A 17,937-nucleotide genomic window follows, 5' to 3' on the forward strand; every position below is an offset into this window, starting at 1 on the left:
CTTCATAGGCGCAGCCCCGCCATGCGCAGCAATTGCGCGGTTTCGAACATGGGCAGGCCCATGATGCCCGAATAGCTGCCGCTGATGTGCTCGATCAAGGCGGCCGCCCTGCCCTGCACCGCATAGGCGCCGGCCTTGCCGAGCGGCTCGCCGCTTTCCACATAGGCGTCGATCTGGCGCGGCGCGAGCGCGGCAAAGCGCACCCGCGACACGCTCAATGCCGCATGCCGGTGCTTGCCATGCTGCAGCGCCACCGCAGTCAGCACCCGGTGCGTGCGGCCCGACAACAGGCGCAGCATGCGGCGCGCATCCTTGGCATCCTCGGGCTTGCCCAGGATCTGCGGGCCCAGCGCCACCGTGGTGTCGGCACACAGGATGGGCGCGTCCGCCAGGCCCAGGCGCGCATGGCGGGCGACAGCGGCATCGAGCTTGAGCCCGGTCACGCGCTGCACATAGGTCGCCGGCGCCTCGCGGCCGTGCATGGCTTCCAGCGCCTCGGCATCCTCGTCCTGGCCGGCCAGCAGCAGCTTGTGGGCCACGCCCAGTTGCTCGAGCAGCTGCGCGCGGCGCGGACTTTGCGAGGCGAGATAGATGAATTGCGGATGACTCATTCGCGGTGATAAGGATGGCCCGCATTGACCGACCAGGCCCGGTAGAGCTGCTCCACCAGCAGCACGCGCACCATGGCGTGCGGCAGCGTCAGATCGGAAAGGCGGATGCGCTCGTGGGCGGCGGCGCGCAGTGCCGGGTCCAGCCCGTCGGGCCCGCCGATCACCAGCGCCACGTCGTCGCCCTCGAGCTGCCAGGTGGCCAGCCTTGCGGCCAGCGCCTTGGTGGTGAGCGGGGTGCCGCGCTCGTCCAGCACCACCACGCGCATTCCTTTGGCAATGGCCGCCTCGATGCGTTCGCGCTCGGCGGCGTAGATGGTCTCGACCGTCTTGGAGCCGCGCGGCTCGGTCTTGACCGCGCGCAGTTCGAGCTTGAGTTCGGGCGGGAAGCGCTTGGCGTAGTCGTCCCAGGCGGTCTGGGCCCAGTCGGGCACACGCTGCCCAACCGCGACCACCAGCAGCTTCATGCGCGGCGGGCGGGCGCCTTGCGCGCGGCGGTCTTCTTGGCCGGCGCCTTCTTGGCGACGGGCTTGCCCACCACCAGCTTGACCGGACCGGCCGCGACCTTCTTGGCCGGGGCCTTTTTTGCAACGACCTTCTTGGCTGCCGTCTTGGCAGGTGCCTTCTTGGCAGCCGGCTTCTTCGCGGCCTGCTCGGCTTCGCGCTGGCCGGCCTTGGCGGCGCTGGAGCGGCGCAGCGATCCGGCCTTGCCGCCGGATGCAGGTGCCTTCTCGGCGGACGAAGCAACGGCCGGCTTGGGCGCGCCCAGCTTCAGGCGCACCGGCTTCTCGCCCCAGATCTCTTCGAGGTGGTAGTACTGGCGGATGGCCGGCTGCATGATGTGCGCCACCGCGGCGCCGCAGTCGACGATGATCCACTCGCCGTTTTCCTCGCCCTCGGTGCGCGGCTTGGCAAAGCCCGCCTCGCGCACGGCATCGCGCACGCTGGCGGCCAGCGCCTTGGTCTGGCGGTTGGAGGTGCCCGAGGCCACGATCACCCGTTCGAACAGCGGCGAGAGGTTCTCGGTGTCGAATACCTGGATGTCCTGCGCCTTGACGTCTTCGAGGCCATTGACGATGGCTCTCTGCAGTTTCTGGGTGTCTTTCTTGGCGGCGGCTTCAGAGGTCATCAGGCGGATCGGTAAAGGTGGTGTAAGTCAATATAGCGCGCAACCGCGGGCGGAACCAGAAGGGAAACGTCCTTTCCGTTGCCCGCCTGCGACCGGATGTCGGTCGCGCTCAGCGCCATGGCCGGCAGCTCGATGCGCGCAAAGCGTGCACCGGGCGGCAGGTTCGGCAGCGTGGCAGGGTCGAACGTGGCTTGGGACTGGTCAGGGCCGGACCGTTGCGCCAACGAAACAGTGGCAAGGGCCAGGATCTCCTGCCAGCCGTGCCAGCTCGGCAGCGCGGCGCCCTGGTCGGCGCCCAGGATGAGCAGCAACTGGGCACCCGGGTGCTCCTGCTGCAGCTCGCGCAGGGTGTCGAGTGTATAGCTTGGGCCGGCGCGCCTGATTTCCCGCGGGTCCACCACCACGCCGGGCAGCGTGCCGAAGGCCAGTTCGGCCATGGCCAGGCGATGCTCGGCCGGGCTGAGCACCCTCGCCTTGTGCCAGGCCTGCCCCGTGGGAATCACCCGGAGTTCGTCGAGCGCCAGTTGCTCCAGCGCACTGCGCGCCAGGGCGACGTGGGCGTTGTGCGGCGGATCGAAGGCGCCGCCGAAAACGCCGATGCGTCTGGGCGCCGGCGCGCCAGCTGCCGTCAAAGCCATTCGCGGCGCACGAGAAAGTCGCTGTACAGGCGCGCTTCGGGCGTGCCTGGCTGCGGCTCGTTGCGGTAGGACCAGCTGGCCAGCGGCGGCATGGACAGCAGGATCGATTCGGTGCGCCCGCCCGACTGCAGGCCGAAGTGCGTGCCGCGGTCCCACACCAGGTTGAACTCGACGTAGCGACCCCGCCGGTAGAGCTGGAAGTCGCGCTGCGCCTCGCCGTAGGGCGTGCCGCGCCGCTTGTCGACGATGGCGAAGTACGCCGGCACGAAGGCATCGCCCACCGAGCGCAGCATCGCAAAGCTCTGTTCGAAGCCGAGTTCGGAAAAATCGTCGAAGAAGATGCCGCCCACGCCACGCTGCTCGCCCCGGTGCTTCAGGAAGAAATACTCGTCGCACCACTTCTTGAAGCGCGGGTACTTGTCCTCACCGAAGGGTGCCAGCGCGCCCTGGCAGTGGCGGTGGAAATGCACCGCGTCTTCCTCGAAGCCGTAGTACGGCGTGAGGTCCATGCCGCCGCCGAACCAGCACACCGGCTCCTTGCCCTCCGGCAGGGCAGCCAGCATGCGCACGTTCATGTGGACGGTGGGCACATAAGGGTTGCGCGGATGAAAAACCAGCGATACGCCCATGGCTTCGAACGGCGCGCCAGCCAGTTCGGGACGGTGCTGCGTGGCCGATGGCGGGAGCTTGGGGCCGCGCACCTGCGAAAAGCCGCAGCCGGCGCGCTCGAACAGCGGCCCGCCTTCCAGGATGCAGGTCAGGCCGCTGCCTTGCAAAGGCTCATGCGGCGCCTTGGTCCAGGCGTCGCGCACGCAGGCCGTGCCGTCCGCCGCCTCCACTGCAGCCATGATGTTCTGCTGCAGGCCACGCAAGTAGCCGGCGACGGCGGCGGTGCGGTCCGGCTCGGTCATCAGCCGCCGCGGACATGCACGGCGCGGTGGCCGATGTCCTTGCGGTACTGCGCGCCGTCGAAGTGGATCTTCGAAGCCACCTCGTACGCCCGCTGCTGCGCCAGCTTCACGCTGTCGGCCAGCACGGTGACGCACAGCACGCGGCCGCCGCTGGTGCGCAGCTCGCCGCTATCGAGCGACGTGCCTGCGTGGAACACCACCGCGTCGGGCGCCTCGGGCGGAATGCCGCTGATGCGGTCGCCCTTGCGCGGCGACAGCGGATAGCCGTGCGCGGCCATCACCACGCCTAGCGCCGTGTGGCGGTCCCATTGCAGCTCGATCTGGTCGAGCGTGCCGTCGGTGGCGTGCCACATCACCTCGAACAGGTCGGACTTGAGCCGCATCATGATGGGCTGCGTCTCGGGGTCGCCCATGCGGCAGTTGAACTCGAGCGTCTTGGGATGGCCCTGCGCATCGATCATCAGGCCGGCATAGAGGAAGCCGGTGTACGGAATGCCGTCCTTTTCCATGCCGCGGATGGTCGGCAGGATGATTTCGCGCATGGCCCGCGCATGCACCTCGGCCGTGACCACCGGCGCCGGCGAGTAGGCGCCCATGCCGCCGGTGTTCGGCCCCTGGTCGCCGTCGAGCAGGCGCTTGTGGTCCTGGCTGGTGGCCAGGGCCGTCACGTTCTTGCCGTCGCACATGACGATGAAGCTGGCTTCCTCGCCCTGCAAGAACTCCTCGATGACCACCCGCGCGCCGCCGTCGTTGTGAGCCACGCCGAGCTTGTTGTCCAGCAGCATGAAGTCGATGGCCTCGTGCGCCTCGGCCACGGTGGTGGCGACCACGACGCCCTTGCCCGCGGCCAGGCCGTCGGCCTTGACCACGATGGGCGCGCCCTTGGTGTCGACATAGGCATGCGCTGCGGCCGCGTCGGAAAAAGTCTCGTACGCCGCCGTCGGGATCTTGTGGCGCTTCATGAAGTCCTTGGAGAAGGCCTTCGAGCTTTCCAGCTGCGCCGCCGCCTTGGTCGGTCCGAAGATGCGCATGCCGTGCGAGCGGAATTCATCCACCACGCCAGCCGCCAGCGGCCCTTCGGGGCCGACCACGGTGAGCGCGATCTTTTCCTTCTGGGCCCATTCGCGCAGGGCCGCCGGCTCGGTGATGTCGATGCAGGTGTAGCGCGAATCGGTGGCCGTGCCGCCGTTGCCGGGAGCCACATACACGCGGCTGACCCGATTGCCCTGGGCGAGGCGCCACGCCAGGGCGTGCTCCCGTCCGCCGGAGCCGATGACGAGTACCTTCATGCGTGGCCTTATTCGTCCAGGGACGCGTTGTGATAGACGTCCTGGACGTCGTCCAGGTCCTCCAGCGCGTCGAGCAGCTTCTGCATCTTGGCGGCGTCTTCGCCGGCGATGTCGATGGTGTTCTCGGCACGCATGGTCACTTCGGCCACGTCCGGCTTCAGGCCGGCGGCTTCCAGCGCGTTCTTCACGGCCTCGAAGTCGGCGGCGGCGGTGATCACCTCGATGGCGCCGTCTTCGTCGGTGACCACGTCCTCGGCGCCGGCTTCCAGCGCCACTTCCATCACCTTGTCCTCGCTGGTGCCCGGCGCGAAGATGAGCTGGCCGCAATGCTTGAACTGGAAGGCCACCGAACCCTCGGTGCCCATGTTGCCGCCGTGCTTGGAGAACACGTGGCGCACCTCGGCCACGGTGCGCACCCGGTTGTCGGTCATCGTGTCCACGATGATCGCGGCGCCGCCGATGCCGTAGCCTTCGTAGCGGATTTCCTCATAGGTCACGCCTTCGAGGTTGCCGGTGGCCTTGTCGATGTTGCGCTTGATGGTGTCGGCAGGCAGGTTGACCGCCTTGGCCTTGTCGACCGCCAGACGCAGCCGGGGGTTGGCGCTGAGGTCGCCGCCGCCCGCCTTGGCCGCCACCATGATTTCACGGATCGCGCGGGTCCAGAGCTTGCCGCGTTTTTCGTCCTGACGGCCTTTTCTGTGCTGGATATTCGCCCATTTGCTGTGTCCGGCCATAGGTCTTTCTCTCGATCTCTCTCAATAGTCAAAGCAGACCGCCATCTTACTGTCCGCAGCCCCCGGCAAGGCCGCGCGGCACCGCGTTTTTCACCATGTGCTTTTGAGCATAATCGGGCCGATGACGTCATCGCCCACCGACGCAGGTCGAAGCCCTCCGGCCCTTGCCCCGCACACGCCCCTGGCCGGCTACTACAAGGACGAGGTCGAGCACCGCGCCTACCTCCAGAAGATCTTCGACGACACCGCCCCCGACTACGAACGCATCGAGAACGTGCTGGCCTTCGGCTCCGGGCGCTGGTACCGGCGCCAGGCATTGCTGCGTGCCGGCCTGGCCGCGGGCGCCGAAGTGCTCGACGTGGGCATCGGCACCGGCATGGTGGCCACCGAGGCCCTGCGCATCATCGGCCCGGGCGGCCGCCTGGTGGGCGTGGACCCCAGCCCCGGCATGATGGGCCAGGTGCACCTGCCCGGCGTGGAGCTGGTCCAGGGCATGGCCGAAGCCCTGCCCCGGCCCGACGCCAGCTGCGATTTCCTGAGCATGGGCTATGCACTGCGCCACATCGGCGACGTGACGGCCGCCTTTGCCGAATTCCACCGCGTGCTGCGGCCCGGCGGCCGGCTGGCGGTGCTCGAGATCACCAAGCCCCGCGGCGCCCTCGGCACCGCCGCCCTCAAGGCCTACATGCGCAGCGTGGTGCCGATCATTGCCCGCTTCACCGCCCGCAAGGCGTCATCACCCGAACTCTGGCGCTACTACTGGGACACCATCGAGGCCTGTATCGCCCCCGAGACAGTCCTGCAGGCGCTGCGCGACGCCGGCTTCGTGAACGTGCAGCAGCGGCTGGAGCTGGGCATCTTTTCCGAATTCACGGCGAGCAAGGCGCAGTGAGGATCGGCACGCCCGTGGCTGCATCGGCGCTGACTGTCGAGCGCACGCCCCTGCAAAGTACGCTGCGCACCGGCGCGTTCGCGCATCCTCCGCTGGGCGCGTTGGCCTATGGCGAATCCAGCGAAGCAGCCTGGATGAGCGGCGTCAATGCGCCCATCCTGCTCGGGCAGGCACCCCAGGCCGACCTGCTGCTCGCCGGCGCACGCGTCGACACGGGCCGAAGCGGCGCCGTGCGCTGGCGCACCGACGGCCGCTGGGCCTTCGGCACCGTCGACCTGCCCGAAGACGGCAAGGGGCTCGAATCGACCGCCGACGCCGCCTATCGCGACCTGTTCCAGGCGCTGCAGGACACCGGATGCCCGCACCTGCTGCGCATCTGGAACTACCTGCCGCGCATCAACGAAGACGGCGGCGGGCTGGAGCGCTACCGCCAGTTCAACATGGGCCGCCAGCAAGCCTTCATCGACGCCGGGCAGGCAATCTACGAAGGCTCGCCGGCCGCCTGCGCGCTGGGTGCGCAACGCGGCGGCCTGGCGATCCGCTTCCTGGCCGGCCAGGCGGCGCCGCTGGCCATCGAGAATCCGCGCCAGGTGTCGGCCTACCGCTATCCCCGTGACTACGGGCCGCGCCCGCCCACCTTCTCCCGCGCAGCACTGGCGGACATCGGCGCCGGCCAACTGGCCCTGCTCATCTCGGGCACGGCCAGCATCGTCGGCCATGCCACGGTGCACCTGGGCGACGTCGCCGAACAGACGCGCGAGACCTTGCGCAACCTGGACGCGGTGGTCGAGGCCGCCAACCAGCGCTGCAACGCCGGCTTCGATGTGGGCGGACTGCACGGGGTGGTCTATGTCCGCCACCCCGCAGATGCGCCACGCGTGCGGGACGTGCTTTCCGACACCCTGGGTGCCGACGCCCCGTTCCTGCGGCATGCCGTCTTCCTGCAAGCCGACATCTGCCGCCAGGACCTGCTGGTCGAGATCGAGGCCCATGCCGTCGCCCGCGGCGCACTGAAGGCATAGGCACTGCACCTCGCGCATGAAGCGTCTTCTTCGCAGGGCACAGCCCTTTCTCCTGGCGCCGCCGCTCTATGCGCTGCTGATCGCGCTCGGCTTCGTGTCGCTGCTGTGGAACCTGCTGGCGCTGCCGCTGCGCGTGTTGCTGCCGCAGGCGTTGGGCCGCAGGCTCGGGCGCGCCGTCATCGCGCACTCCTACCGGCTGTTCTGGGCCGCGGCCTCCGCCAGCGGAATGATGCGGGTGGATGCGTCCTGCCTGGACGTGCTCAAGGACGAGCGGGGCCTCATCATCGTCGCCAACCATCCCACCATGCTCGACGCCCTGCTGCTGGTGGCACGACTGCCGCGCAGCGCCTGCATCATGAAGGCCGACCTGATGCGCAACGTTTTTCTCGGCGCGGGTGCCAGGCTGGCGTGCTACATCCCCAACGATTCGGCCCGCGCCATGATCCGCCTGGCTGTGCAAGACCTGCGCCATGGCGGGCAACTGGTGATCTTCCCCGAAGGCACACGCACCGAAACGCCGCCGCTCGATCCTTTCCGGCCCGGCGTCACACTCATCGCCAAGCTGGCCAAGGCACCGATCCAGACCGTCTACATCGAGACCGACACGCCCTACCTGCGAAAAGGCTGGCCCATCTGGCGCGTGCCGCCGCTGCCCATCCGCGTCAAGCTGCGACTGGGCCGGCGTTTCGCGCCGCATGCCGACAGCGAAGCGCTGCTGCGCGAGCTTGAACAGTACTATCAGGGCCCCTTGAAAGAAGAGCGCGCCTCCGACGCGACAGCTGCATGCACGAGCCATCGCGCACCCACCTTGTCCTGATTCCCAGCTACAACACCGGCGAACGCCTGTTTTCCACCGTGGCCGCGGCGCGCGCGCAGTGGAGCCCCGTGTGGGTGGTGATCGACGGCAGCACCGATGGCACCGGCGAGCGCCTGCAGGCCCTGGCCGCCACCGACCCCGGCCTGCGCGTGTTCGTGCTGCCCACCAACCAGGGCAAGGGTGCGGCCGTGCTGCACGGCCTGCGGCAGGCGCGCGCGCAAGGCTTCACGCACGCCCTCACCATGGATTCGGACGGGCAGCATCCGGCCGATCTCATCCCTTCGTTCATGGCGCGCTCGCAGGCCAGGCCCGAGGCCATGGTGCTGGGCAAGCCCGTGTTCGATGCCAGCGCACCGCTGCTGCGCGTGCGCGGCCGGCGCATTTCCAATAGCTGGACGGAACTCGAAACCCTGTTCGCCGGCATCGGCGATTCGCTCTACGGGTTTCGGGTCTACCCCATCGCGCCGCTCATCGCGGTCATGCAGGGCCAGCCCTGGATGCGCCGCTTCGACTTCGACACCGAAGCCGTGGTGCGCCTGGCCTGGCGCGGCGTCAAGCCGATCAACATCGACGCGCCGGTGAAGTACCTCAGCGCCGAGGAAGGCGGCGTCTCGCACTTCAACTATGTGCGCGACAACGTGCTGCTCACCTGGATGCACACGCGGCTGATGCTCGAGTTCGGGCTTCGGCTGCCGCTGCTGATCTCGCGTCGGCTGCGCAAGGCGCCGCCGTTCCAGCCCTGAAAAGCTGCGAACGAGGGGACTCCCTTCACCCAGGCGGCTTGCCGGCAGGCGCCATCGTCACTCCGGCTCGCCGACTCGCCTCCTGCCGCAGGTAGGCCGATGGCGACAAGCCCGACCAGCGGCTGAACGCCCTCGAAAATTCCTTGCCCGATTCGTAGCCTGCGTCCTCGGCGATGCGCACCAGCGGCATGGTGCCGGCCTCCATGGCCTGTGCAGCCACGGCCATGCGGTGCGCAGTGAGATAGCTGATCGGCGTGACCCCCACCAGATCCTTGAATCGCTCGGCGAAGCGCGTGCGAGACAAGCCTGCCTCGCCGGCGAGCGTGGCGACGCTCCAGGCCTGCCCCGGCGCACGGTGCATGGCCATGAGCGCGCGCGCGATGTTCGGATCGCCAAGACCGCGCAGCCAGCCTCCGCTTTCGCGGTTCCGTGCGGGCAGATGGGCCCGCAGCAGGTTCACCAGCAGCAGTTCGCCCATTCGTGCGGCGGACAGCCGCCAGCCGGCGCGGCGTTCGAGCGTTTCCTCCACCAGGCCCTGCATCGTCTGCCCGAGCACGCCGGCCATCGGCAGGTCCGCCTCGCGCATGCGAATGAACGGCGGCAGAACGCTCAGCACGACATGGCGGCAGTAGGCCGAGAACCAGATCTGCGCGGAGAACATCTCGGTCATCTCGCCGCCACCGCCGTGCTCGAAGACCAGCGGGTTCTCGTCACGGGGACCGCGCGCGTGGCGAGCGATCATGTCGGCGAACGGCGTGGTGCGGGCGCCGGGCGCGCTGACCAGGCGATGCGGCACGCCGGGCCGCATCATGACGAGATCGCCGGGCTCGATGCGCATGGGCGGCATGCCTTCGATCTCCAGCCAATAGGAGGCGCGCCGCGCGAGCCGGATCATCGCGCCCGGCACGCCGTCCGAGGACAGGCCCCACGGCTCGCTGAGCGAGAAACGCGCCGTCACCGCATGCTCGGACCGGCAGATGGCCAGCACCTCGCTCAGGACATCCACGGCGTTGGATTCGTGCTCCTCTGATGGGGCTGGACGAATGGCGGTCATAACGGGGGCCCCGGCGGTTGAACGCGAAGGGGCCTGCTTGAAGAATCCAGGCTCACTCCTGCGGCGGTGAGGCGTTTCGATGATACCCACCGCCGGCCAGCCGATTGCACCTGAAGAAAGAAGCGAAATGAACACCAAGCCTCAAGCCGGCCGATTGACCATCGGCATCGCAGGCGCCGGCATCGGCGGCCTGGCCGCCGCCATCGCGCTGCGCCGCGCCGGACACGACGTGATCGTGTTCGAGCAAGCCAGGCAGTTCGCGCGCGTGGGCGCCGACATCAACCTCACGCCCAACGCAGTGCGCGCGCTCGACGGCCTGGGCGTGGGCGAAGCCGCCCGGGTGACGGCCGCGCGCCCCACGCACCGCATCAGCCGCAGCTACGACAGCGGCGAAGAAACATCGCGCCTGGAAATGGCGGAAACCGCCGAGCAGAAGTACGGCGCGCCGCAGCTGACCATCCACCGCGCCGACCTGCTCGCGGCGCTCACCGAAGCCGTGCCCGCCGAGTGCATCCAGCTGGGCCGGCGCGTGCAGGCCATCGCCCAGGATGCGCAGGGCGTCACGGTGCGATTCGAAGAAGGCGACGAGATGCGCGTGGACGCCTTGCTGGGCGCCGACGGCATCCACTCGGCCGTGCGCACCGCCATGTTCGGCGCCGAGAGCCCGCGCTTCACCGGCATCGTGGCCTACCGCGCCGTGGTGCCGGCCACCAGCGTGGCGGGGGTGCCCAACCTGGGCGCCTTCACCAAGTGGTGGGGCCCCAATCCGCAGAGCCAGATCGTCACCTTCCCGCTCAACCGCGGCAAGGACATCTTCATCTTCGCCACCACCGCACAAGACAGCTGGCACCTGGAGTCGTGGACCGCGCCGGGCAGCGTGGAGGAGCTGCGCGCCCAGTACGCCGACTACCACCCCGAGGCACGCGCCCTCCTCGATGCCTGCGACACGGTGCTCAAGACCGCCCTGTACGAGCGCGATCCGATGCCGGCGTGGACCCAGCGACGCCTCGCGCTGCTGGGCGACGCCGCCCATCCGATGCTGCCTTTCATGGCCCAAGGCGCGGGCATGGCCATCGAGGATGCGGTGGTGTTGGCGCGTCACCTGGAGGGTGCGAGCACCCTGACCGTGAGCGCTGCGCTGGAGCGCTATGCCGCGGCCCGCATGGAACGCGCCGCCAAGGTGCAACTGGGGTCGCGCGGCAACAACTGGCTGCGCGAGGGCGGCAACGCGGACTGGGTCTACGGCTACGACGCCTGGACCGTGCCCCTGGCATCGCAATAGACGCCGCGCCCGGCAGGGTTCAGATCATTCCGCCGTTGACCGAGATCACCTGCCCGGTGATGTAGCCCGCCTCGTCGCTGGCCAGGAAGGCGGCCAGCGCCGCCACTTCCTCGGGCGTGCCGGCGCGCTTGCTGGGCACCATCTGGTCGATCAGCGCCTTGTCGAACACCGCATCCGCCATGGGCGAGGCGATGATGCCGGGCGCGATCGCGTTTACCGTGACGCCGCGCGCCGCCACTTCCAGCGACAGCGACTTGGTGGCGCTGTTGATCGCTCCCTTGGCCGCCGAGTAGTTCACCTGCCCCCGATTGCCGGTGAGCGAGGCCACGGACGACACGTTGATGATGCGACCCCAGCGGGTGCGCAGCATGGGCAGCAGCAGAGGCTGCGTCACGCGGAAAAAGCCGTTGAGCGAGACGTCGATCACCTTGTGCCACTGCTCGGCGCGCATGCCGGGCAGCACGGCGTCGTCGTGCACGCCGGCGTTGTTGACCAGGATCTGCACCGGCCCGCCGGCCAGGATCTTCTCGCAGGCCTGCGCGCAGGCTTCGTCGCTGCGCAGGTCGAACACATGGCATTCGGCAGTGCCGCCCGCCTTGACGATGTCGTCGGCCAAGGCCTGCACCGACTCGGGCCTCGAGTTGGCGTGCAGCAAGACCGTGGCGCCGCCTGCCGCCAGCCGCCGTGCCATGGCCTGGCCCAGCGCGCCGCTGGCGCCGGTGATGAGTGCGCGTTTTCCGTTCCAGCTCATTGCGTGCCTTCCATGGATGCGAGGGGCGTGTTCAACACCACCACGGCCCGCCCCTGCGCCAGCGGGCGGCCGTCGGCGCCCTGCACGCTGAATTCGTAGAGGACCTGTCGTTCGTCGCCCGACAGGCGATGGGCATGCACCTGCATCGCGCCCTCGACCTGGTCGAGCCGGTCGACGCCGAAGCGGACGGTGCGGACGCTGGCGAGGTAGCCGGCCGAAGGCGCCTGCCCCGCACTGGCCGTGAGGCCGCCGTGCAATGCCATGGCCTGCGCCGCGTACTCGATGGCATTGGGCGCCAGCAGGCCGCTGGCGGTGCGCAAGGGGTTGCCGGCGTCGCGGTGCGTCGTGGTGCTGCAATGGATGCGCTGCGCATCCCAGCTTTCGAGCTTTTCCAGCAGGCACATGCTGCCGCGATGCGGAATGCGCTCGGCGATACCGGCGCGGTCGAGTGTCTGCACTGTGCTCATTTCAGGTCTGCCACCAGCAGGACATTGGCAAACGGCGTGCCGCGGCTCATGGGCAGGCTGCGCACCGCGAAACCCTGGCGCTGCAGCAGCGCCATCCACTCGGCCAGCGGCCGCCCCCAGGTGGGCGCCACCCTGTGGCCGCGCACGCGCGTGACGGTGCGGTCGACCCACTGGCTGATGCGGTAGCCGCGACGGCTTGCCGCATCGCCCACGCGCAGCAGAAGGCGCGCGGGGGTACCGGGCTCGCGCTCGCCGGCGCCCTGCTCCAGGGCCTGCCGCACGTTGGCCAGCACGCCCTCCTGCGCCTTCAGGTCGACGTAGTGCAGCACGTCGAGGATCACCACCAGGTCGCTGGGCGGCATGGCCGCATGGCGCATGTCGCCGCACACGAAGGCCGGCGCCGGCTGCAGGTGGCCGACCGCGCGCGTGGCACGGTCGATGTCGCGCGGCATCAGCTCGATGCCGGTGTAGTCCACCCTGGCAGGCGTGGCCGACCAGTCGGCAGGCCAATTCAGCCTGGCCTGCATGTCGCTCATGGAGGACAGCAGGCTGGCGAACAGGCCCTGCCCGCAACCGATGTCGAGCACGCGCCGCTGCCCCGGCGCGATCAGCCCTTCCTCGATGAGCCCACGAAAGACCGGGTCGCGCCCCAGCTTGCCGCGCGCGAAATGCCAGGCGAAGCGGCCGGCCTGCCGGTAGGGCTGCGTGGCCGCGTCGTGAAGACGCTGCCACGCAGCGTCCGGATGGTGGCGCGGGCTCATGGTGCCAGCCCCTGCGGCAGGGTGACCGAGCGCAGGCCCTGCGCCTGCAGGCGCGCCAGCAAGGGCGGCAGCACCTCCAGCACCACGGGCAGACCCTCGGGCGACCGCGCCGCATTGCCGTCATGCAGCAGGATGATGTCGCCGCCGGCAAGGCCGCGCGTGAGGCGCTCCAGCACGCGCTGCGCATCGCCCTCGCGCGTGTCGAAGCCGCGCCGCGTCCAGCTCACCAGCGTGAGGCCCATGCGCTGGAGCACGGGCGCCAGGAACATGTTGCGAAAACCGGCCGGCGCGCGAAAGCAGCTGGGCGTCTGCCCCGAGACCTGCGCCAGGATGCGCTGCGCGCGCCCGAGCTCGTCGGCATAGGCCCTGGGACCCAGGAACGAGAAGTCGTGGCGATGGCGTGCCGTGTGGTTCTGGATGCTGTGGCCGCGCCGGACGATCTCGCGCGCGACGGCCGGATACTGGGCCGCCCGCTCGGCAATGCAGAAGAAGGTGGCTTTCTGGCCGGCGGCATCCAGCAGGTCGAGCACGGCCGGCGTCACGTCGGGATCGGGGCCATCGTCGATGGTGATGGCCACCTCGCCGCGCGCCGCCGCCGCGGCAGGAAGGCGCGAGACATTGCGGCCCAGCAGCGTGCTGCGCGGCGTCAGGCCCGCGGCCGTGATCACCAGGTGGTTGAGCGCCACGGCGGCCAGTGCCCAGGGCGCCGCACCGGGCACCGACACCGCGGCCGCCAGGGCCAGCAGGTGCCACGCAATGCTGGCGCCCACGAAGGGCGTCAGGAGTCGGAGAGTCGAATCGGTAGCGGTGTAGGACATGCGAGCGAAAGTGCGTCGGACAAGCGGCCCGTTCTCAGCCAGCCATTTTCCCTCAAGCCGACGATGCACCGGACGATGCCCGTGCACGCGCAAAGGCGGCCGACAACAGCAAGGCGAGCAGCGCCCCGGGCGCCACGACCCGGCCGATGGCCGCCAGCGAAGGTATCTGCGAGATGGCGATGAGCCCGAAGGACACCACCGTCGTCAAATTGGCCAGCAGGAGCGACGCCAGCGTGTCTTCGTCGGCGCGGCCGGTGACGCGCAGCTGGTCGAAGAACAGCGCATAGTTGGAGCCGACCGCCACCACCAGCAGCAGCCCGACCAGGTGCAGGATGCCCAGCGGCACCCCCAGCGCCGCCAGCCCGCCCAGCGTGAGCAGCACGGCCAGCACCAGCGGCTGGCACACCGCCAGCAGGCGCGGGCCGGAGCGCAGGTACAGGCCCAGCAGCACGACCACCGACAGCGCGCCGGCCAGCACCTGCACGAAAGCCTCGCTCAGGTAGCGGCCATAGAGGCTGTCGAGTTCCACCTTGACGTCGATCACCTGGGTCGAGGGCAGCCCGGCCAGCGCCTGGCGCAAACGCTGCGCGTCGAAGCTGGGCGCCGTGTGCAGCGAAATCACCGAACTCCAGCCACCGCCCGGGCGCTGCAGCAACATGGCGTTGACGATGGGGGCCAGCGGCCCGCTCATCAAGTCTGCATGGCGAATGGGTGGCATGGACCTGGCCTGCGTGCTTTCCTCCACGAAGGCTTCCAGGCGCGAGGGCGCCAGCGGCAGCCCGCGCAGCGCTTCGGCGAGGCGCTGCCGCAGGGTCTGCGCATCGGGCAGGCTGTGCTGCCGCGCACGCTGGGCTGCCAGGCTGGGCAACACGCGGGTGACGGCATCGAACCCGGCCAGTTGGCCGTCATCGACCAGCGGCTGCAGGCGCTGGCTGGCCGCCTCGACGGCCTGCAGCGTGGCCTCCTCATCCGCACCCTGGACGATGACGAGGGTGCGCGCGTCGCTGGCCCCCAGGTCGGCGCGCAGCTGCGCATCGGTTTCCTGCGCGCTGGCCGGCACCGGGCTCATGGCGCCCAGCCCCGCGCTCCACAGGTCGCCGCGCTGCCAGAACAGCAAGGCAGCCGATGCCACGCACAGGGCCAGCAAGGGCCAGCGCAGGCGCGGCAGCGCATGCAGCACCCAGGCCGCAAGCTGCGCCATGTGGCGGCGCAGGCCCTTGCCGGAGGCGCCGTCGGGCGCAAACACGGGCAGCACGTAGCGCGTGGCCAGGGCCGCCGCAACCAGGCCGGCCAGCGAGAACACGCCCAGCTGCGCCAGTCCCGGGAAGCCGGAGAACACCAGGGCGGCGAAGCCGCAGACGGAGGTCAGCAGGCCCAGGCGTACCGTGGGCCAGTGCACGTCGCGCCAGTGGCGCCAGCCGCTGCCGCGCGGCGCGCCTGGCACGCCCTGGCGGGCCTGGATCAGGTAGTAGATGGCGTAGTCGATGGTCTCGCCGATCAGTGTGCTGCCGAAGGCGATGGTCAGACCGTGCACATGCCCGAAGCCCAGCGCCACCGTCGCCGTGCCTACCACCACGCCGGTGGCCACCGGCAGCATGGCGATGACCAGCGCCCGCGGCGAGGCAAAGGCCAGCAGCAGCAGGCAACCCACCACGATGCCGCCCACTACCGCGAGGTGGAAGGCCTCGCCCTTGATCTGCGCGCGGCTTTGCACCGAGAAGACCGGCGCGCCGCTCACCAGCAGGCGCGGCGCCGCGCCCTGGCTGCCCTGCAGTGCGCGGTCGAAAGCCGCACGCACTTCGGCCAGGGCCTGTTCCTGGGCGTCCAGGTCGCTGCCGGCGGCCTTGGTGGTGGCCAGCAGGATGGCGCGCGGGGCGGTTCGCGACACCCACACGCCCTGCTCGCTGCGCGGCGAGCTGGCCGGGATGAGCCCCTCGGCGATGTGCGCCATCTCGCCAGTCGGATCCCTTTCGAGCAAGGGCTTGAAGGCATTGCCCGCCGGCGTGCCCAGCAGCGACAGCGTGTCGAGGATGGCGTCGCGCAGGCCCTGCACGGTGAAGCGCTCTTCGTTCAGGTCAGGCGCCAGCTGATAGCGGTGCGCCAGCAGCCAGCTGCCGGCCTCGGTCCAGTCGGCAGTCTCGCCGTTCTGCACTTGTTCAAAGAGGCCGCTGGCCCGCAGCGACTTGGCCATGGCGCTGGACAGCTGGGCGCGCTGCTGCGCGTCGGCCCCGCCTTCGATGCCGATCAGCAGGCTGCGCGACGCAACGCCGCTTTGCAGCTGCTCGATGAGCATCTGCTGGCGCGCATCCGGCCGGGCGGGCAGGAAGGCCGACAGGTCGGCGCTGAAACGCGCGTTCTTGATGACCAGCACGCCGGCCACGAGCACGGCCAGCCAGACCAGCAGCGCGATCCAGCGATGCGGCGGGCGGTCCGGGGCCTGGCTGCTCATGCGTTGGGGGCCCGCCGGATCAGGAGGACGCCTTGGGCGTGATCGTCATCACGGAGCGGTCGCCCCCGATGAACTCCATCTCCACGCCCAGCACCTGCCCCTGGCGGCCGCTCAGGCGCACGCTCTTGACCTGCGAGGCCAGGCGCTCGTCGAGCGGCTTCAGGTCCAGCGTCCAGTTGGCGGGGCTGCCGGCCAGTTCGGTGCGAAAGTGCTGCTGCAGCAGCTTCGAATCGCCCATGAGCGTGCCGCGCAGCGCGTCCACCATGCCCTGCAGCTCGGGCATGCTGTCCAGCGTCAGGGTGCGGGTGCGGCCGGCGCGCGACAGGGTCAGGGTGTTGCCGTCCACCATCATCGATTCGGGCCGCGGCGTCACGGTCTTGCGCGCCAGCTTGTCGGGCGCGGTGAAGCTCAGCGTGCCGGCCGAATTCAACGGGCCGTCCACGCCGCGCACGAAACGCTGTTCGACAAAGCCCGCCTCGCCGCTCTTTTGCCGCGCCAGCTGGGACATCAGCTCGGACAGGTCGAAGGCCCAGGCAGGCGATGCGGCGGACAGCAGCAGCGCCAGGCCCAGCAAGATGGCATCAAGTCGCGTCTTCAAGCCAGAAATCATGGAAGTTGAACCAGTTGTGCGGATGTTCGCGGCACAGCGCCTCCAGGCGGGCGACATAGGTCTCGAGTGCCGCGCGGATCTGCGTCTCGCGCTCGGCGCCCGGGGTGCCCCGGCTGAAATCGGCCAGCGGCTCGAAGCGCACCTCGTAGTGTGACCCGCCCAGGTACAGCCCTGCCATGAAGAAGACCTTGCGCCGCAGCAGTGCCGCCAGGCGGAAAGGCCCGTCGTTGAAGCAGGCCGCCTGCCCCAGGAACGGCAGCTCGACGCTGTCGCCGCGCTGCCCCGCGGTTTCGTCGCTCTTGGGCAGGGTGCGGTCGGCCAGCAGGCCGGCCATGCCGCCGGCGTCCAGCCAGTCGCGCAGGCGCAGCATGGCTTCGGGCCGGCCCAGCGCGATCACCTCGGGGCGAAAGCGCGGCTCGCTGATGGCTTCGAGCACCGAGTTGATCTGCTGCGCGTTGTCGGGGTACATGAGCATGGCCAGGCGCAGCTGGTCCGGTGCATCGCTGGTGTAGCGGCTCGCGCCCACCGCCTCGAAGCTGCCCACATGCGCGCCGATCAGGAAGGCGCCTCGGCCGGCGGCCACTTCGGCATCCAGGGCCGGGGCGCCCTTCACATCGAAGGTGAACAGGTCGTGGCGTCCGCGCAGGAAATACACCCGGTCGAGCACGACCGAGGCAAAGGCATGGATCAGCCGGTAGCCGTCGTGCCAGCTCATGCGCTCCTCGCCCACCGTGCGCCGCAGGTAGCGCTTGATGTGCCGCCGCTGGCTCGGCGAGAACAGCAGGAAGTAGAAGCTCACGGCCGGCAGGATCAGGCGCACGACGCGACGCCCGCAGGTCAGCGCCAGCCAGCAGAAGAAGCGCAACACCAGCATGTTGCTGCGCTCGGGCGTGCGCGCCCAGTCGCCGGCGTCCGGCGTGGCCTGGGCACCGGCGTGTGCTTGCAGCGGCGGGCGGCTCATG

General features: G+C 69.7%; 20 protein-coding genes. 5 read left to right on the top strand and 15 right to left on the bottom strand.

The genetic code is table 11. From position 1 onward, the window contains the following. Positions 1–2: 2 nt before the first annotated feature. From VSO01S_RS00360 to VSO01S_RS00390, 7 genes are read right to left on the bottom strand one after another with little or no spacing between them, the layout of a single operon-like run. Positions 3–611 (bottom strand): Maf family protein, encoded by a 609-nt coding sequence (locus tag VSO01S_RS00360; protein WP_068639809.1) that lies wholly within the window; start codon positions 609–611, stop codon positions 3–5. After that, the gene (gene rlmH, locus VSO01S_RS00365; protein ID WP_068639810.1) at positions 608–1,075 is read right to left on the bottom strand and encodes a 23S rRNA (pseudouridine(1915)-N(3))-methyltransferase RlmH; all 468 of its coding nucleotides are present in this window, start codon (positions 1,073–1,075) and stop codon (positions 608–610) included. Before rlmH ends, VSO01S_RS00360 begins: the two co-directional genes overlap by 4 nt. Further along, complete coding sequence (gene rsfS / locus VSO01S_RS00370) at positions 1,072–1,737, bottom strand: ribosome silencing factor (protein WP_068639811.1); 666 nt, start codon at positions 1,735–1,737, stop codon at positions 1,072–1,074. The genes rlmH and rsfS overlap by 4 nt, the downstream gene beginning before the upstream one ends. Next, positions 1,737–2,375 carry a nicotinate (nicotinamide) nucleotide adenylyltransferase gene (nadD, locus tag VSO01S_RS00375; RefSeq protein ID WP_068639812.1) on the bottom strand — a complete coding sequence of 213 codons (639 nt, stop codon included), beginning with the start codon at positions 2,373–2,375 and terminating at the stop codon, positions 1,737–1,739. The genes rsfS and nadD overlap by 1 nt, the downstream gene beginning before the upstream one ends. Further along, the gene (gene hemF / locus VSO01S_RS00380; RefSeq protein ID WP_068639813.1) at positions 2,366–3,286 is read right to left on the bottom strand and encodes an oxygen-dependent coproporphyrinogen oxidase; all 921 of its coding nucleotides are present in this window, start codon (positions 3,284–3,286) and stop codon (positions 2,366–2,368) included. Before hemF ends, nadD begins: the two co-directional genes overlap by 10 nt. After that, the gene (purD, locus tag VSO01S_RS00385; RefSeq protein ID WP_068639814.1) at positions 3,286–4,575 is read right to left on the bottom strand and encodes a phosphoribosylamine--glycine ligase; all 1,290 of its coding nucleotides are present in this window, start codon (positions 4,573–4,575) and stop codon (positions 3,286–3,288) included. The genes hemF and purD overlap by 1 nt, the downstream gene beginning before the upstream one ends. Before the next feature lie 8 nt (positions 4,576–4,583). Further along, on the bottom strand, positions 4,584–5,309 hold the full coding sequence (locus tag VSO01S_RS00390) for a YebC/PmpR family DNA-binding transcriptional regulator (RefSeq protein WP_068639815.1): 726 nt from the start codon (positions 5,307–5,309) through the stop codon (positions 4,584–4,586). A 121-nt stretch (positions 5,310–5,430) separates the two neighbouring features. On the opposite strand from VSO01S_RS00390, the gene VSO01S_RS00395 reads away from it, so the two are divergent. The 4 genes from VSO01S_RS00395 to VSO01S_RS00410 are packed head-to-tail and all read left to right on the top strand — an operon-like array spanning position 5,431 to position 8,783. After that, on the top strand, positions 5,431–6,201 hold the full coding sequence (locus VSO01S_RS00395; protein ID WP_068639816.1) for a class I SAM-dependent methyltransferase: 771 nt from the start codon (positions 5,431–5,433) through the stop codon (positions 6,199–6,201). 14 nt (positions 6,202–6,215) lie between these two features. Beyond that, entirely contained in the window at positions 6,216–7,223 is a 1,008-nt protein-coding gene (locus VSO01S_RS00400) for a chorismate transformation FkbO/Hyg5 family protein (protein WP_245684066.1), read from the top strand. Positions 7,224–7,239: 16 nt separating this feature from the next. Then, on the top strand, positions 7,240–8,040 hold the full coding sequence (locus tag VSO01S_RS00405) for a lysophospholipid acyltransferase family protein (protein WP_068639818.1): 801 nt from the start codon (positions 7,240–7,242) through the stop codon (positions 8,038–8,040). Further along, positions 8,007–8,783 (top strand): glycosyltransferase family 2 protein, encoded by a 777-nt coding sequence (locus tag VSO01S_RS00410; RefSeq protein WP_068639819.1) that lies wholly within the window; start codon positions 8,007–8,009, stop codon positions 8,781–8,783. Before VSO01S_RS00405 ends, VSO01S_RS00410 begins: the two co-directional genes overlap by 34 nt. Positions 8,784–8,808: 25 nt before the next feature. On the opposite strand, the gene VSO01S_RS00415 is transcribed toward VSO01S_RS00410, so the two are convergent. Further along, positions 8,809–9,789, bottom strand: coding sequence for an AraC family transcriptional regulator (locus VSO01S_RS00415; protein ID WP_068639820.1), 981 nt, complete (start codon positions 9,787–9,789; stop codon positions 8,809–8,811). Positions 9,790–9,964: 175 nt separating this feature from the next. Between VSO01S_RS00415 and VSO01S_RS00420 the strand changes: the two genes are divergently transcribed. After that, complete coding sequence (locus VSO01S_RS00420; protein WP_068639821.1) at positions 9,965–11,119, top strand: FAD-dependent monooxygenase; 1,155 nt, start codon at positions 9,965–9,967, stop codon at positions 11,117–11,119. 19 nt (positions 11,120–11,138) lie between these two features. Here the strand turns inward: VSO01S_RS00420 and fabG are convergent, their stop codons facing one another. Genes fabG through VSO01S_RS00455 form a run of 7 tightly spaced genes read right to left on the bottom strand, consistent with a single transcriptional unit; the run spans position 11,139 to position 17,936 of the window. Continuing rightward, positions 11,139–11,870: a 3-oxoacyl-ACP reductase FabG gene (gene fabG, locus VSO01S_RS00425; protein WP_068639822.1), complete on the bottom strand. Its 732-nt coding sequence runs from the start codon at positions 11,868–11,870 to the stop codon at positions 11,139–11,141. Then, positions 11,867–12,337 carry a hotdog family protein gene (locus tag VSO01S_RS00430; RefSeq protein WP_068639823.1) on the bottom strand — a complete coding sequence of 157 codons (471 nt, stop codon included), beginning with the start codon at positions 12,335–12,337 and terminating at the stop codon, positions 11,867–11,869. The genes fabG and VSO01S_RS00430 overlap by 4 nt, the downstream gene beginning before the upstream one ends. Continuing rightward, positions 12,334–13,098 carry a class I SAM-dependent methyltransferase gene (locus VSO01S_RS00435; RefSeq protein ID WP_068639824.1) on the bottom strand — a complete coding sequence of 255 codons (765 nt, stop codon included), beginning with the start codon at positions 13,096–13,098 and terminating at the stop codon, positions 12,334–12,336. The genes VSO01S_RS00430 and VSO01S_RS00435 overlap by 4 nt, the downstream gene beginning before the upstream one ends. Then, positions 13,095–13,916: a polysaccharide deacetylase family protein gene (locus VSO01S_RS00440; RefSeq protein ID WP_068639825.1), complete on the bottom strand. Its 822-nt coding sequence runs from the start codon at positions 13,914–13,916 to the stop codon at positions 13,095–13,097. The genes VSO01S_RS00435 and VSO01S_RS00440 overlap by 4 nt, the downstream gene beginning before the upstream one ends. Before the next feature lie 52 nt (positions 13,917–13,968). After that, positions 13,969–16,365: an MMPL family transporter gene (locus VSO01S_RS00445; protein ID WP_068639826.1), complete on the bottom strand. Its 2,397-nt coding sequence runs from the start codon at positions 16,363–16,365 to the stop codon at positions 13,969–13,971. A gap of 19 nt (positions 16,366–16,384) precedes the next feature. Beyond that, the gene (locus VSO01S_RS00450) at positions 16,385–16,963 is read right to left on the bottom strand and encodes a LolA-related protein (protein WP_245684067.1); all 579 of its coding nucleotides are present in this window, start codon (positions 16,961–16,963) and stop codon (positions 16,385–16,387) included. Then, entirely contained in the window at positions 16,947–17,936 is a 990-nt protein-coding gene (locus VSO01S_RS00455) for a lysophospholipid acyltransferase family protein (RefSeq protein WP_068639828.1), read from the bottom strand. The genes VSO01S_RS00450 and VSO01S_RS00455 overlap by 17 nt, the downstream gene beginning before the upstream one ends. Position 17,937 lies beyond the last annotated feature (1 nt).

Origin of the sequence: Variovorax soli NBRC 106424 (assembly GCF_001591385.1) — a bacterium.
GTDB lineage: Bacteria > Pseudomonadota > Gammaproteobacteria > Burkholderiales > Burkholderiaceae_C > Variovorax > Variovorax soli.